Below are 14,972 nucleotides of genomic sequence, written 5' to 3' on the forward strand. Positions count from 1 at the left end.
TTTATATTCTATTCAGTAACCCAACCTTGTTCAATTGCATATAATTTTGCCTTATCAGTTAATCTGTAAGCATCGAGGATCTCTCCCTCTTCATAATGCTGTATTTCCTGAATAAATTCATTTTTCAATAAATCAGTTATGTAGATTTCAGTAAATATTATTGAACAGTCAAGTCGTTGCTGAAGATCATCAAAGAAGAAAAAGAGAGTTCCTTTATTATAAGAATTTACCATTTCTTTAAGCAGCTCCATTTTCTTATCAGTTACACTTTCTGCAGGTTTCTCGGTTACAGATTCAAATGGATTATTACCAACGGGTGGCTCTTTGAACAAAGGGGCTTGATGAATTTCACGTAAAAGGTTATCAAATTGTAATTCATACTCATCTTCACGAGAAAAATTGATATGTAAGCGGGTTTGTAAGAATGTAGGTACGTTATGTGTGCCGTTTTGACGAATCAGAGGGATAACTTTATTGCTATCAATGTTGGCCATATATTCAGCTGTCATAATCATTTTCTCATAACCAACCCCACCTAAGCCGCTGTTGGCTTTATTGACGTAATTGTCAGTACATACCATGATAATGCGGTCAGACTCAGCAACGCTTTTTTCCATGAAGCCACTTAGCTCATCACCAAGACCCACGCGAAATTGGTCTAAGATTGCATCGACGCCAGCATTGCGTAAACGTTGAGCTAACTCTAGTACCCATTTTTTATGGGTTTGTGTGTCATGGGAATATGAAATAAATACTTTAGGTACATTAGCACTCATGGAATTTCCTTATAACTGTTGTTGTGAATTCGATTTTTAGCTTTGAATATTGGCTGTTTAAATGTGGCTTGGTTGTCGTCGTCTAGGCGGGCTACTACATAGGAACCGTGAATACATTCAGCTTCAGTGTCTACAAAAATTGAATCTCCCTCATCAAACTTTGGCTCCATGCTAATGCCTTGTATTTTTTAAAATAAATATAACTAAATTTATGAATTATTTAGATTATGGCACAGGGACGAGGCAGTTTATAGGTTTTGCTTACAGATTGATGTTGATACAAAAGTATCGATTATTAAAAGGGTATAAAATTAAAGAGTTTAAAGTAACCGACGGTAACTGTTATGAGCTATATGGCAGTGACTCAAAGGGCAGTAAAGTTGAAATTTACTTCAGCCCTGTTGATGGCAGTATTGTTAAACAAAAAAGCCATTAATTGTCTGCAAAACTAGTTATATGGGATCCTCTTGTTAGGGGGATCCATTGGCTTTTAGTGATTGCTTTTTGCTTAAATTATTTTTTCCTAGAAGCAGGCAGTGACGAGCATCAAATTATTGGCTATGTTGCTTTTAGTGCTGTATTGATACGCTTTGTGTGGGCCTTTTTTGGCTCGGGATTTGCTAATATCAACAAGGCTAAATTGCGGCCCCGCGATTTTAAGTTGCACTTTTTACACCTTAAAAACAGAAATATGCCTGCGAACTCAGGGCATAACCCGATAGGGTGGTTAATGGCATTGGCAACATGGCTTTTTTTTATTGCACTGGCTACAACGGGTTTTTTACTCCAAGAGACAGACTACTTTTTTGGTAGTTCACTGGTTGAGGATATTCATTCAATACTCGCTAACAGCTTGTATGCAATTGTAATTGTACATATTGCTGCGATTGTATTGGTTGGCTGGTGGGGCAGAATTTCTTTGATTGGGCCAATGTTCACTGGGAAGCGTAAATCCTAATACCTAATACCTAATACCTAATACCTAATACCTAATACCTAATACCAATAAAAGCACCTCAGGCACGCTGAAGTGCTTTTTGCAGGTTAGTATTATTTATTTTGCAGTTGCTACAAGTTTTATCCAATCATAGTTAGTGACACCTAATAAGCCGATTTGTAATGTCTGCCCGGGGCTTACCTCTAAGGTACAACGTTCATTGTTGTCGTTGTTGTTAGACAAGCAATCATATTGTGTTTTTGTTACCGCTCCATCCGCTTTTACATAAAGGTTAGCATTTCCCTGATCACCCGATGTATTTATAGTTACAGAGGTCTTTCCTTGAGGTACTACATAACTATAACGTTGCCAAAAACCTGGAAACCCATAAGCACGAGAAGTGATCACAGTAGTATCGCCGTCGGTAGGGGGTGCGCTAATATCATAATCAGCCATGATTGTTACATTTTCATAGCGGCTGTAAGCGCTAAGCATAATATAGTAGCGTCCTTCACCTTGACTAATGTTACAGCTTTCATTGTTACCATTTCTAAATGGCCGACAATCGTAACTGTTTGTGGTAGGTATTGTATTTTTTTTAACATATAGATCGGCATCACCTGAGCCACCTGAAATGTTTATTATGAGGTTAATAGCATTTTTAGGTACGTCAATGAAGTAGATATTTTCTTCGTTTATTAGAGCACTTTGGCCTGTTAATGCTTGGCCTTTCGTTAATTCAATTTCTGTTGAGGAGCCATCTGACACATTAATTGTTTGGGTGAGTGTATTGGTATTGTTATTACTATCTTGGACAGTAACAGACACCTCGTAGTCACCTGCAGACGCAAAACTGTGCGTTACAGTTGCACCTGTATCGGTTTGATTATCGCCAAAATTCCAACTGTAGCTATTTATTGTGCCTGTAGAGCTGGAACCCGTTGCATCAAAATCACATTGTAATTGCTCACAACTGTATTCAAAACGCGCTTTAGGTGGAAGTGGGTTAGTACCATCGTTATCGCCAACAGGCACTGTGTCATTAAAATAGGTTGCTACTTGGGGCCAAATTTTACTTATTTTAGCGCCTTTATTATAGCAGCCACCCAAATGATGTAGCGCAATAACGCGATTACTTGCAGCAGCAACAACAGGGGAACCTGAGGAGCCACCTATGGTATCGCAATAATATCCTATATCGGTGTTACTGCCACGGCCATTTGTTGACGGCGCATTAACTTGGCACAAACCATCATTGTCTTGATCTGACTCTATTGCGAGTTCTTTGGGATTACCAGAACCATGTTGCGGAATATATATGCGTTCACTTTGTTGGGCGTTTCGAACATCCAGCCCTAAATAGCCAAATTGCTCAATAGTTGCAAAGTTATTAACGCTAAACAGCGTATAATCTAATGTGTAGTCAGTTTTAAAAAATTCATTGCCTGTGACCTTAACCACGGTTTCTTTACTTGTGCCGTTACAGCTTTTGTTTTGGTAGTTAAACCACACTTCTGTAGAGGCCAGTTCAGATGCGGTCTCAATACAATGGTTATTAGTAAATAATTTATTATCGCTGCCAACGCGCCAGCCTGTGCACAAGCTACGTCCACCGATCACTAGCCGCGCGACGGGACGACTGCGATCAAACTCTGTCGGATTAGAGTCGGCCCAGCACTGCACATCTTTACGTTCATTAACGCCGCACGTTGACATAGGGGTTGGATTATTGTCTTCACTGATTTTTACTTGAGTGCTTTCGGTTCCGTAAAAATAACTATCGATAATACCAAACTGATGGTGTTTTTTACTCATTGCTGGATCAGGGTAATATTCAATGATAACGCTGTCATTTGAAACCGACATAGCAGAAAATGAATGCACACCATCATCGCCGTTGAGGCTATCGATTGTGGCAGCGCTCATATTATCGTTACTGTATTCATAGCGTTCTGAGTTATCTTCATTTCTGACTATTAACCTTGCACTACCATTTAGGTTTACCTGACTAAAGTGCAGCTTTATGTAATCTGCATTAGGGTGAGCTATAACTTGGGTGATAACTTGCCCTTGCGTAGTTTCGATAGCAAATTGTTTAGAAAGTTTTACATAGGTATTAGCCTGTTTGGCGATGGTCGTTTTTTTTGCTTCTTGGGTGTGTTTTAAAATTGTGAGTTCATCTGTGCTAGCAACACTGTGTTGGCCATAAATAGCCATGGCTAGCAATGCTATATATTTACATTTATTCATCTTTATATCCTTTTCACTAATACGTGGTTTGATGTAACGTAAACGATCAACTTCATGCCCATATTGTTTAACGTTGAGCAAATAATCAGTACCTAATTTACACACTAAGCTTAGGTTGAATTTTGACCAACGCCAGTAAAAAGTTTAAATATTTTTAGTTTTTAGCTGTTAAATTGAATGAAAGCGATAAGATTACAACTTTGGACATAGGCTGTGGCTAAAACCTTTTTCAGTTAGTAAAAAAGTGGCGCTAGGCGTTGAAAATATGTATCCCTCATTGAGAAGAAAGGCGATTGTGCCTTTAATTTCTTCGCTTTGTTTATCTGAGGCATTACTAATTACTTGCTCAGGGTCTAAATGAGTTGGACTTGGAAAGTTACTATAAAGATGTTTAAAAATTAGCGTGGCAATGGTGTTAAAGGTTTCATTATTTTTCATTGTGGGGCTCCGAGATTATTATTTACAAATTGTTTTACTGGTTTATACCAATAGTATACCTTGAATTTAGGTACTAAAAATAGGCTGGTAATTAGCTGGTTTTTTTTAAGCCTGCGTTTTGTTTTTTAGATAATGACTGTTCCTTATTGCTAACAAAAAAGTATTTTTACTGTTGTCATGTTGCACTAAATTATAAAGTGTAATTGAAGAGTTGAGAAAATACGTTATCATTGTAAAACAACATGTAAAATCAAGCAGGTACTTAGCTCACTCATTCAGTAGGTTTGAGTTAAAAATATCAACAAGGCAAGCAAGGACAAATTATGACACCTATGAAACCTTTAGCACTGGCAGTGGCTATGGTTGTTTTTTCGCATTCAGCACATGCAGATACAGATCTTGATAAAGTACAGCAGCAATTAAGCAGCTTACAAAAACAAGTGGAAATGTTGCAAAAGCAACTTGCAAAAGCAAAGCAAACGGATGAAAAAGCAATTGAGCGCACCATTGAAGAAAAAAAAGATATAGCTGAGGTTCAAGTAGCTAAACACGAACATAAGCCTCAAGGTATAAAAGTAGGTGGGGCTGTTCGTACTAACTACAGTCATACATCGTATAATGACGGTAATAAAAACCGCGGTGGCGATTTTGATTTTGATATTTTCCGTTTAAATTTTTCGGGCGACGTGGGTGATGTAAAATTAAACGCTGAAATTCGCTTTTTTGATTATATGACAGCGGTTAAATACGCTTATGCGGCCTACGATTTTGCTGATGATTGGCAGGTACAAGCGGGTATTACCCAAGTTCCTTTTGGTAACTGGCCTTATAATTCACACAACTATTTTTTCAGCACCAACTACTATGTTGGTTTAGAAGACGATCACGACTTAGGTGTACTATTTAAACGTAAAATTGCCGATAACTGGCAACTCGATCTAGGCTTTTTCAAAAACGATGAGCTTGGCGGTGTTGATGGTTATGTGAGCGATCGCAGCGACCGCTACTCATACGATATCGTCGGTTTTAGAAATGCAGGTGATGGCGTTTATGATGAGCCTGGCAATCCTATTGGCGAGTACAATACCTTTGTAGGCCGTTATGGTTACCATTTAGAGCATGAAGGCGGTAAAACTGAAATTGGTGTGTCGGCGCTTGCGGGTGGTTTGCATGATGGTGTTGACCGCGCAGGTGACTACAACGCATGGGCATTGCATTTGAATAGCAACATGGGCCCTTGGAATTTGCAGTTACAACACGGTGAATACAATTATGATATTGATGATGTAAACCGCATTGCGGTAGGTGCTTATGCGTTTTACGACAGCATGGCGGCAGAAGCAACTATGTCTAGTGCAAACGTAGCATACAGCGTACCGGTGCAATGGGGTGCAGTGACAAACTTACAGTTTTACAACGACTACAGCGCCATTTACGATAAATCAGATAACAGCAAAGATACGTGGATGAACGTAACCGGTTTTTCTGTAGCGGCGGGCGGTTTATTTACTTACTTTGACTTAGTTCATGGTAAGAACATGCCGTTTGTTGGAGGCTCTATTGCGGGTGATAGCAGCGAAACTGAGCGTCGCTTTAACATTAATATTGGTTATTACTTCTAGTATTTCAATAAAGAGCATAATCCTAATGTTAAATTTATGCTCTTTTTACTCTAATTTTGATAAATAAAGTGCTGTGTTCTAGTATCAAAGTTAAGAAAAACGTTTAACCGTTACTTCAAAATTTTGATTACAGGCAGCCCTTAAATGATCATTGTTAATGAGCAAATTTTATCTGATATTAATAAACACTTTATTATCCCTCCAAAACCCGCAATTTTGAATGAATTAGAAGTACTTGCAAATAGCCCTGAACCTTCATTAAATGATGCAGCAGCCATTATTGCTAAGGACGTCGCCATAGCATCCGCTATTTTAAAAATTATTAATTCGCCTGCCTATGGACTAGCGCGAACTGTGACAAATATAAAACAGGCCGCTATGTTTTTAGGGTGGAACGGAATTGAAGCCCTTGTACCGAGCTTAAAATTAAAACAGATGTTTGCACAAGGTAAGTGTTGTATTAGCTTGGAGCGTTTTTGGGACACTGCATCTGAAATTGCCCATGTAAATATGATTATTGGACAAAAAGTTAAGGATAAAGTGCCGGCTGAGTATTTATACACATTAGGCTTGTTTCATGATTGTGGAATAGTCCCTATGGCGATCAAGTACGATAATTATATTAATGCGTTACATACCTCCAATCACAGTAAAAAAGAAAGCTTGATTGAAATAGAAGAACAAATGTATGGAACAAATCATGCTGTAATTGGTTATTTTTTAGCAACAAGTTGGCACCTACCCAAAGATATTTGCCAACTAATATTACGCCAGCATGATAACAGTTTATTAAACAGTGAAAGAGGGAGTAATGAACAACTGTGTTTTTGTGTTTTAAAAATGTCTACCAATATGGTTAATGTTATTCTTCGAGGTGAAAAAATTAACGACTGGGATGAAGTCGAAGATTCAATACTTTCTATTTTAAATATTTCTGAAAGTGAGTATGTTGATTTACAAGAAGAGATTATTGACTATTTGAACAACTGAACAACTGAACAACTATAGATTAGTTTTTTTCACTTATTGGTTTGTTTTTAATCGTTTGTCGAAAAGAAGTAAAAGTCCTAAAGTTTAGCTGTCGGCAACAAGCACGACTAACTAAAGAGGATATTAATCATGAAACGCTCACTTATCAAAACCATCGCTCTTGGCTCTTTTTTAACTTGCTCAGCTGCTGTAATGGCTGATCAAAGTGACTACAAATTAATGGTTATCGAACAGGCTGAAACAGCCCCTCAAGAGTTTGAAGTTGCATTTAACAATTGCGCATTAAATGTAAAATCAAAAAATTATAGCTTAGCAGAAGAGATGTGCTCAAAAGCGATTACCTTATTACAACAAAGCACAGGCCCACGTTTTAAAGTGCGTGAGTTAACTTCATTTGCTTTAAGTAATCGTGGCGTAGGCCGTTTAATGGCAAATAACGAAACCGCCGCGCTATCAGACTTTTACGAAGCACAGCAGATTTCAGCGAATAAGTTAGTGTCGCATAATTTATCGCGAGCTAAACAAGCGCTTGCGCTATAGTATTTATTACTGACTCGAAGGCCCATGCTAATTTAACGAGCGTGGGCTTTAACGTATTTGTGGCTGGTTAATTAAACATTGCTGGTTAAAATAGTGATCAATTTTTTTAACCCTTTACCTTTATTTGTTATTTTCCATGCAAGAAATAATACCAGTAAGGCTTCTACACTAATGGGAGGTGTGTTCATCATTATACCAAAAATCAACTGTTCAAATTATTTGAACATACATAGCAAACAATAGGAGGTATTTAATTTTTATACAACTTATACAATAGGTGCATAGTTTATAAACTGAGGAATTTATTATGGGATTACTTGTTAACGGTGAATGGGTCGATAAATGGTACGACACCGAAAAAAGCGACGGCAAATTTGTACGCCAAGATAGCCGCTTTAGAGATACGATTTCATCAGCGCAAAACAGTAAATTTAAACCAGAAGCGGGTCGCTATCATTTATATGTATCCTTGGCTTGCCCTTGGGCGCACCGCACCATTATATTTCGAAAATTAAAGCAGCTCGAAGACATTATTTCTATGAGCATTGTTGAAGCACCCATGATGGAAAACGGTTGGGAATTTGGCGAGCAGGGCGATCCACTTTATAACTTAGATTACGCTTATCAATTGTATTTAAAAGCCGACCCTAGCTATGAAGGGCGTGTTACCGTGCCTATTTTATGGGATAAAAAAACGCAGACTATTGTAAATAATGAATCAATAGAAATAATTCGCATGTTTAATAGCGCGTTTAATGAGCTTACAGGTAATACCGACGATTATTATCCAGATGCGCTACGTGAAGAAATAGAAACTGTGAATACTCGTGTCTATAACACCATTAATAATGGGGTGTATAAAGCGGGGTTTGCTACAACCCAAGAGGCTTATAATGACGCTTACACTGCTTTATTTGACAGCTTAGATTGGTTAGAAACACGGTTGGCAAAACAACGTTATTTAGTGGGGGATATAATCACTGAAGCTGACTGGCGATTATTTACCACCCTTATTCGCTTTGATGCGGTGTATCACGGGCACTTTAAGTGTAACCGTGAAAAGCTAAGCGAATTTCATCATCTTAGTAACTACATTAATGAGCTTTACCAAGTACCTGGGATAAAGGAAACGGTCGATTTAGAATACACAAAGGTGCATTACTACGTTAGTCACGTAACCATTAACCCAACGCAAATTGTGCCTTTAGGTGCTAAACACACGTTTGATGCTGCCCATGATCGTGAGCGTTAGTTCTAAATGATGCAGAGATAACGTATAGGAAAAAATATGCTTACTCATTACCCAAAAAATAGCTTAGGCAGTGCTGATCATGGTTGGCTTAAGTCAAAGCACCACTTTAGTTTTGCGAATTACTATAATCCTGCGCGTATGGGCTTTGGCACTTTGCGTGTAGTTAATGATGATTGGGTGGCACCCGGTATGGGATTTGGTGCGCATCCGCATAAAAATATGGAAATTATTAGCTTTATTCGCAGTGGTGCAATTACCCATCAAGACAGCCTAGGAAATAATGGCGTTACGCAGCAGGGCGAGGTGCAGGTGATGAGTGCAGGTACAGGTATTGTACATTCTGAGTATAATCGTACCAATGAACCACTTACTTTTTATCAAATTTGGATTCAAAGTAATAAACAAAATGTGCCGCCGCGCTGGGAAAGTAAAAAATTCCCGACAGACGTAGCTAATGAGCTTACGCTTTTAGTGTCGGGTTATGCAGAAGATGCGGGTAACACCTTATTTATTAATCAACAAGCACGCATTTATGGTGGAAAGCTGGCAAAAGGTACCACTATATCCCAGCGCATTGACCATCAAGCTTATGTACTTGCATCTGATGGTATATTTACTGTTGATGATACAAGCCGTGTTATTACCATGAATAAGGGAGATGGTGCAGAGATAACGCATGTTGATTGCATAACGCTAACGGCGACAACCGAGTGTGAAATAATTATTATTGATACAAAGTAGGGTCTGTTGACCTTTCAAGGTTAAATTTGCAGCAATCTGTTTGGCATTTAGGCAAGGCAGCGCCTATGTGGTGTGGTTGTTCCCCATAAATAGGCGATAACGCAGCATCAATACCAAACAGGCGCTGCCCGAAGGGTTCTGCCTAGGGGCGATTTACTCTTTGTTGCTCGGTTTTTACTTAGCCCACTAGGTTACAAACCTCGCGCCGCGATTAAACCGCCCCTAGTTTGAACAAATTATAATCCGCAAAGGTCAACAGACCCTAAGCCACAGTTGAATTTATTGGTTAATAACCCAACTTGGGTGAAATGTGCCTTTGAGTTTTATTTATCTTTATATTTATTACACTTATGAACAGTATTCCCTTAAAATGATGTCAATCAGTTCATTTTTTTAAAGGCACTCTGCTGTTAATGGATTCTATTCTGGCGAGTATTTTTGGCCGTCTGTTTACCCCATACTGCGTTGTTGATATTAATCGACAAGGCGTAGTCATCATTAATAAAAGGCACACAGTTACACTGAGTTGGTGTGATTTAACCTCGCCTATTCGTTATGAATATGGCGTGCTTGGGCAAACACTGTGCTTTGCAACACAGTCTGAGCAGTACCGTGTTTGGATGAGAGCCTATGGCAGTCACCGAGTACTCAAAGGCAAAACTGATATGCTATGGGTTAATAGTAATATTGAACCATTAAATACGCTGCTAAAAAATATTAACCAATTTGCTCATGATCAGTTTTTGCGTCAATCATACGTGGCTAATATAAAAAAACAGGTGGGGCATGAATATAATCGTTGGCTCCCCTGGATAAAAAAGAGTGAGGCATTGGCACTTGTTAGTACACAAATAAAATTGCTCGAACAATATAGCCAGTGGAGTGATTCATTAACTCGCTTTTTGCAGCATAAATACACACAGTCACAATTGAAACGTTATGCTGGTTTTTTCGACAGCGTTGAAGCAAACCCACTTACCGAAAAACAAAGACGGGCATGCATTATCGATGACGATAATAACCTCGTATTAGCGGGAGCTGGCACTGGTAAAACCAGTGTCATGGTGGCGAGAGCAGGCTATTTAGTTAACAGTAATCAAGCTAATTACAACGATATTTTACTAGTGGCTTATGGCAAGCAAGCCGCCAGTGAAATGGACGAACGCATTAAAACTAAGCTGAATACGCAGGCTATAAAAACCGCTACTTTTCACAGTTTGGGTTTAACTATTATTACTGAGGTTGAGGGTAAAACCCCCAAAATATCAACGCTGGCTGAAAATGAAAAAGCGAAGGTAAAATGGGTTGAAGCATGTTTTGAATCGCTTGCCAATGCTAAACCACAGTATGCTCAAGCATTAGTTAATTATATTAATAATAATGTTTATTCAGTTAAGAACGAGTGTGAGTTTAATACTGTAAAGCTTACTAATTCAGAGCGGTTAAAAGAGCTAAAAAGCGCGGGGCATTTAATGACACTCGCCACTTTATTTAGTCAATTAATAAGTGTGTATAAAACAGCAAACAAAACCCTTGAAAGCGACTCAAAGCAGATAAAACAGGCTTGCAAGCTATTAAAACCTTTATTAGCCAACTACAACCATTATTTACATACGCGAGGCGAGATAGACTTTGACGATATGATCCTCAAAGCGATTGATTATGTCACCACGGGTAAATTTATATCGCCGTGGCGTTATATCATGGTGGACGAATTTCAAGATATATCACCCATGCGTGCAGCACTCGTAAAAGCACTACGCAACAGTAAACCTAATAGCTCGCTGTTTGCAGTAGGCGATGACTGGCAAGCTATTTACCGTTTTAGTGGTGCAGATATTCGACTTACCACCGAGTTTACCGCACATTTTGGTTTGACAACACAAACCCTATTAGATGTGACCTTTCGGTTTAATAATAAAATTGGTGAGGTTGCCGCAGGTTTTATTATGAAAAACCCCGCTCAGTTAAACAAAAATATTCGCTCACTAGCACAAGTGACAAAGCCTGCTATTAGCGTATTAAAAACAGCGAATCTTGGTTCAAGCAAAAATACAAAAATACCTGAGCTAATTAATGGGGCACTTGCTCATGTACTCGAGACGATTAACACAAATAGTAATAAGCCGGTTATAGTGTACTTGTTAGCACGGTTTCGATTTCAGTTACCGTTAAAGGCCGATATTAGTGCATTACAGCAAAGCTTTTCAGGGCTAACAATTATTTGTGATACCTTTCATGGTTCAAAGGGTAAAGAAGCTGATTATGTGGTTTTATTAGGCATGAATGGTGGGCAATTTGGATTTCCGAGCACTAAGCCATCGCCCGCAATGTTAGAAGCCCTCTTACCCGCCAAAGATAACTACGCCCATAGCGAAGAGCGACGCTTATTTTATGTGGCGCTCACTCGCGCTAAACAAAAGATGTATATTATAAGTGACGATAATAACCGCAGCTGTTTTGTTGATGAACTCATAAACGAGCATAGCATTGAGGTAAATGACTTAAAAAATAAAACTCGTAAGGCAACTTCACAGCAGGCACAAACCGCTTAGTGGCAAAATAATAAGCCCTAAGCGGTTTTAGGTTTAGTTAGCCTGCAACCGGGGTATTACCGGTGGGTATTTTTTTCATACTTTTTATAAGCATGTAAATACAGGTGGTAATTAAACAGCCACCTAAATAAATTAGCACGCCATGGCTTGCATCAGAAAAATGCGTTGCCAACAACGGGCCTAATACAGAGCCGACACTGTAGCTGAGCAGCATTATTTCAGTGGCTGACACTATTTTTGCCATAGGCAACGAGTCGCATGCCAAAGTAATCGCAATCGGATAAAGCGCAAAGCTACACGCACCTAGTACAAAGTAACTTACAACTAATCCACTAAAACTATGAGCGTTTAATATGCCCATTACGCTTGCGGCACCAACAAAACAAAAAATAGCCATCAGTAAGCTTTTTATAATGCGGGTTGATAAATAACTCACTAAAGGTTGCACTAGCATGCCGCCTAAAATAATCACCGCCATAAGTAAGCCGGTATATTGAGCTTGATCAGTTTGCGCGGCTATATATACAGGAAGTAAGCCGTAAATAGGGCCTAATAACAACCCCGATATTAAGCAACCTAAAATAGCTGGGCGGCTAAGAGTTTTTAGCTCGTTAAGTGGCAGCCTTTGCAATTGCTGCGTATTAGGCTGGCCTGTGGTAATTAATAATGGGGCTAAAATTGCTAATGCTAAAAGAGCAACGACAAATAAATACGGTACGGCACCTTCAGTGCCAAGGGGTGTGATTGCTAATTGCCCTACAGCGCTGCCACCATATAAAGAGGTCATATATAAACCCAAGCGTTTAGCTCGCGCCTTAGGGGTATTCGCCATTAACAACCACGACTCAACCACAACAAATACTCCCGCAACAGCAATACCAGCAACAAAACGAGCAATTAACCACATTGTGGCTGTAGGGGAAATGATCTGCGCAATAACACTGATGATCAGCAACATTAAAAATGCGATAAACGCTAGGCGGTGGCCAATTTTTACCACTACACGCTCAATACACAGCGCGCCAATAAGTAAACCAAAATAAAAGACGCTGGCAAGCCAAGGCGCAAGATCAATACTTAACTTAAAAGCACTCAGTGATAACGGGATCAGGCTCATTAAAAAGCCCGAAGCAATAGCAAAAAAAGATAAACCAATAACAGGGGCTAAAGGATTATTTGATTTACTATTAGCGGCAAGTTCCACCATTAGATTATTCCGATAAAAGGGTTTAAATAATTGCTGATTTTGGTGTAAATAGTGGCGCGATTATTTGAAGCGGGTTAATTTGGTTGCGAATTTATGCTGCTTTTTATACCAAGTAAAGTGTTTTTTAATTGCTAAATGAAAATAATATTTAAAATATTTTTTTACGTAAACTAATCGCTTAATTGCTATTTTTTTGTAGAGTTAAGTTAGCTTTAATGTTTTAAGATTGTTGTTATTGTGCGCACTTTTTTATAAGGTGAACTTTGCCTATAAAAATAACAATGGGATCAGCCGATGAAAACCCTGCAACAACAACTTGGCCAGTATGGTTTGTATCACCGTTCTAAGCGAAATGTATTAACCCATTTTTTTGGTATTCCACTGATTGTGTTTGCCGCTTTATGCTTACTCGCCCGAATTGAAATTCCTATTGCTAATTTTAGCATTGATGTCGCGCAAATTTTTGTATTAGCCTCAGTGGTTTACTATTTTATGTTGAGCTTTTCGCTAGGTTTACTTATGGGGATTATTTTCACTTTATTACTGGTAGCTGCCCAGCCAATTGCCGCAATGGCTTTTACACCGTGGTTGAGTATTGGGGTTGGGGTGTTTGTATTTGGCTGGGTGTTGCAGTTTATTGGTCATTATTTTGAAGGCAAAAAGCCCGCTTTTGTTGATGATTTAGTGGGTTTAATTATTGGCCCTTTGTATGTCACCGTAGAGCTGTTATTTTTAATGGGCTTTTATAAAAAGTTACAGCAGCAGGTTAATGAAATCGCCGGCCCAACTAAAGCATAATCAGTCAAAGACTATAAGGTAAACCATGGATTATAATAATAAAACAGTGTGGATCACCGGTGCATCGTCAGGTATTGGTGAAGAGCTTGCCAAACAATTTGCAGAGCAAGGCGCAAAGGTCATTTTATCAGCGCGAAATATCCATAAACTCAACCAAGTGAAAGCCGAATTAAAAGGTGAGGGTCATCGTGTTATCCCCCTTGATTTATCAAAGCCTGAATCTGTACTGCAGGATATATCAGCGCAAATAGATAGCTTAGGCCCCATTGATATTTTAATTAATAACGGTGGCGTATCACAGCGTAGCTTATTTTTAGAAAACGACTTTAACGTGTACCGCCAACTTATGGAAGTAAACTACTTTGGCTTAATTGCATTAACCAAAGCAGTATTGCCTTCGATGGTGGCACGTAAAAGCGGTTCAGTCGTGGCTATTAGTAGCGTGGCAGGCAAAGTGGGATCTAAATTTAGAACCGGTTATTCAGGCAGTAAATACGCGGTAGTGGGTTTTATGGACTGCTTACGCGCCGAAGTCGCGCAGCACAATATACATTGCTTAACTATATGCCCTGGCTCCATTAAAACGGCGATTGCCCACAATTCATTGAACGCGCAGGGAGAGGCGCAAAACAAACCAGAGCCTTCAATAGAAAACGGTATGAATGTAAATCTCGCCGCATCAAAAATGCTTAGCGCAATTTATAATAAAAAAGACGAAGTTGTGATAGGCCAAGGGTTAAGTGGTTGGGCACCGTTTATAAAACGGTTTTTCCCAAGGTTATTTAATCGCTTAACCGCCAAAGTGGAATATAAATAGCCAAGTACTTAAACGCTAGCATTGAGCCGCTTAGCGCAATGCTGGTTCG

The 14,972-nt window shown here is 39.0% G+C and carries 15 protein-coding genes; 10 read left to right on the top strand and 5 right to left on the bottom strand.

The genetic code is table 11. The annotated features are described in order from the left end of the window. Positions 1 to 8: 8 nt before the first annotated feature. Together AC6H44_RS06230 and AC6H44_RS06235 are read right to left on the bottom strand one after the other, a co-directional pair. Positions 9 to 776 carry a toll/interleukin-1 receptor domain-containing protein gene (locus AC6H44_RS06230; protein ID WP_500738018.1) on the bottom strand — a complete coding sequence of 256 codons (768 nt, stop codon included), beginning with the start codon at positions 774 to 776 and terminating at the stop codon, positions 9 to 11. Next, entirely contained in the window at positions 773 to 961 is a 189-nt protein-coding gene (locus AC6H44_RS06235) for a S24 family peptidase (protein ID WP_500738388.1), read from the bottom strand. The genes AC6H44_RS06230 and AC6H44_RS06235 overlap by 4 nt, the downstream gene beginning before the upstream one ends. Before the next feature lie 86 nt (positions 962 to 1,047). Between AC6H44_RS06235 and AC6H44_RS06240 the strand changes: the two genes are divergently transcribed. Both AC6H44_RS06240 and AC6H44_RS06245 read left to right on the top strand, forming a co-directional pair. Then, on the top strand, positions 1,048 to 1,212 hold the full coding sequence (locus tag AC6H44_RS06240; protein WP_500738389.1) for a PepSY domain-containing protein: 165 nt from the start codon (positions 1,048 to 1,050) through the stop codon (positions 1,210 to 1,212). Then, positions 1,213 to 1,734, top strand: a complete 522-nt coding sequence (locus AC6H44_RS06245) for a cytochrome b/b6 domain-containing protein (protein WP_500738019.1) — start codon at positions 1,213 to 1,215, stop codon at positions 1,732 to 1,734. A gap of 96 nt (positions 1,735 to 1,830) precedes the next feature. On the opposite strand, the gene AC6H44_RS06250 is transcribed toward AC6H44_RS06245, so the two are convergent. Both AC6H44_RS06250 and AC6H44_RS06255 read right to left on the bottom strand, forming a co-directional pair. Next, the gene (locus tag AC6H44_RS06250) at positions 1,831 to 3,963 is read right to left on the bottom strand and encodes a pre-peptidase C-terminal domain-containing protein (RefSeq protein ID WP_500738020.1); all 2,133 of its coding nucleotides are present in this window, start codon (positions 3,961 to 3,963) and stop codon (positions 1,831 to 1,833) included. Between the two features lie 192 nt (positions 3,964 to 4,155). Then, positions 4,156 to 4,401, bottom strand: a complete 246-nt coding sequence (locus AC6H44_RS06255; RefSeq protein ID WP_500738021.1) for a hypothetical protein — start codon at positions 4,399 to 4,401, stop codon at positions 4,156 to 4,158. Positions 4,402 to 4,724: 323 nt separating this feature from the next. On the opposite strand from AC6H44_RS06255, the gene AC6H44_RS06260 reads away from it, so the two are divergent. The 6 genes from AC6H44_RS06260 (at position 4,725) to helD (ending at position 12,101) form a co-directional block, all read left to right on the top strand. Beyond that, positions 4,725 to 6,023, top strand: a complete 1,299-nt coding sequence (locus AC6H44_RS06260) for a porin (protein ID WP_500738022.1) — start codon at positions 4,725 to 4,727, stop codon at positions 6,021 to 6,023. A gap of 144 nt (positions 6,024 to 6,167) precedes the next feature. Continuing rightward, the gene (locus AC6H44_RS06265) at positions 6,168 to 7,013 is read left to right on the top strand and encodes an HDOD domain-containing protein (RefSeq protein WP_500738023.1); all 846 of its coding nucleotides are present in this window, start codon (positions 6,168 to 6,170) and stop codon (positions 7,011 to 7,013) included. Positions 7,014 to 7,142: 129 nt separating this feature from the next. Then, positions 7,143 to 7,553: a hypothetical protein gene (locus AC6H44_RS06270; RefSeq protein ID WP_500738024.1), complete on the top strand. Its 411-nt coding sequence runs from the start codon at positions 7,143 to 7,145 to the stop codon at positions 7,551 to 7,553. A gap of 307 nt (positions 7,554 to 7,860) precedes the next feature. Continuing rightward, positions 7,861 to 8,805 carry a glutathione S-transferase family protein gene (locus AC6H44_RS06275; RefSeq protein WP_500738025.1) on the top strand — a complete coding sequence of 315 codons (945 nt, stop codon included), beginning with the start codon at positions 7,861 to 7,863 and terminating at the stop codon, positions 8,803 to 8,805. Between the two features lie 36 nt (positions 8,806 to 8,841). Continuing rightward, on the top strand, positions 8,842 to 9,546 hold the full coding sequence (locus AC6H44_RS06280; protein ID WP_500738026.1) for a pirin family protein: 705 nt from the start codon (positions 8,842 to 8,844) through the stop codon (positions 9,544 to 9,546). A gap of 413 nt (positions 9,547 to 9,959) precedes the next feature. Further along, on the top strand, positions 9,960 to 12,101 hold the full coding sequence (helD, locus tag AC6H44_RS06285; RefSeq protein ID WP_500738027.1) for a DNA helicase IV: 2,142 nt from the start codon (positions 9,960 to 9,962) through the stop codon (positions 12,099 to 12,101). Positions 12,102 to 12,138: 37 nt separating this feature from the next. Here the strand turns inward: helD and AC6H44_RS06290 are convergent, their stop codons facing one another. After that, a complete protein-coding gene (locus AC6H44_RS06290) occupies positions 12,139 to 13,308 on the bottom strand; it encodes an MFS transporter (RefSeq protein WP_500738028.1) in 1,170 nt (389 codons plus the stop codon). A 294-nt stretch (positions 13,309 to 13,602) separates the two neighbouring features. Between AC6H44_RS06290 and AC6H44_RS06295 the strand changes: the two genes are divergently transcribed. After that, the gene (locus AC6H44_RS06295; RefSeq protein ID WP_500738029.1) at positions 13,603 to 14,106 is read left to right on the top strand and encodes an Mpo1 family 2-hydroxy fatty acid dioxygenase; all 504 of its coding nucleotides are present in this window, start codon (positions 13,603 to 13,605) and stop codon (positions 14,104 to 14,106) included. Positions 14,107 to 14,131: 25 nt separating this feature from the next. Then, on the top strand, positions 14,132 to 14,923 hold the full coding sequence (locus AC6H44_RS06300; RefSeq protein WP_500738030.1) for an SDR family oxidoreductase: 792 nt from the start codon (positions 14,132 to 14,134) through the stop codon (positions 14,921 to 14,923). Positions 14,924 to 14,972: the final 49 nt, after the last annotated feature.

This window comes from Pseudoalteromonas sp. TAP-3C (assembly GCF_059888565.1).

What these genes read in the sequence shown, in the direction of transcription:
- AC6H44_RS06230 (WP_500738018.1), bottom strand. Translation starts at nt 776, where the DNA reads ATGAGTGCTAATGTACCTAAAGTATTTATTTCATATTCCCATGACACA.
- AC6H44_RS06240 (WP_500738389.1), top strand. Translation starts at nt 1,048, where the DNA reads ATGTTGATACAAAAGTATCGATTATTAAAAGGGTATAAAATTAAAGAG.
- AC6H44_RS06250 (WP_500738020.1), bottom strand. Translation starts at nt 3,963, where the DNA reads ATGAATAAATGTAAATATATAGCATTGCTAGCCATGGCTATTTATGGC.
- AC6H44_RS06255 (WP_500738021.1), bottom strand. Translation starts at nt 4,401, where the DNA reads ATGAAAAATAATGAAACCTTTAACACCATTGCCACGCTAATTTTTAAA.
- AC6H44_RS06260 (WP_500738022.1), top strand. Translation starts at nt 4,725, where the DNA reads ATGACACCTATGAAACCTTTAGCACTGGCAGTGGCTATGGTTGTTTTT.
- AC6H44_RS06265 (WP_500738023.1), top strand. Translation starts at nt 6,168, where the DNA reads ATGATCATTGTTAATGAGCAAATTTTATCTGATATTAATAAACACTTT.
- AC6H44_RS06270 (WP_500738024.1), top strand. Translation starts at nt 7,143, where the DNA reads ATGAAACGCTCACTTATCAAAACCATCGCTCTTGGCTCTTTTTTAACT.
- AC6H44_RS06275 (WP_500738025.1), top strand. Translation starts at nt 7,861, where the DNA reads ATGGGATTACTTGTTAACGGTGAATGGGTCGATAAATGGTACGACACC.
- AC6H44_RS06280 (WP_500738026.1), top strand. Translation starts at nt 8,842, where the DNA reads ATGCTTACTCATTACCCAAAAAATAGCTTAGGCAGTGCTGATCATGGT.
- helD (WP_500738027.1), top strand. Translation starts at nt 9,960, where the DNA reads ATGGATTCTATTCTGGCGAGTATTTTTGGCCGTCTGTTTACCCCATAC.
- AC6H44_RS06290 (WP_500738028.1), bottom strand. Translation starts at nt 13,308, where the DNA reads ATGGTGGAACTTGCCGCTAATAGTAAATCAAATAATCCTTTAGCCCCT.
- AC6H44_RS06295 (WP_500738029.1), top strand. Translation starts at nt 13,603, where the DNA reads ATGAAAACCCTGCAACAACAACTTGGCCAGTATGGTTTGTATCACCGT.
- AC6H44_RS06300 (WP_500738030.1), top strand. Translation starts at nt 14,132, where the DNA reads ATGGATTATAATAATAAAACAGTGTGGATCACCGGTGCATCGTCAGGT.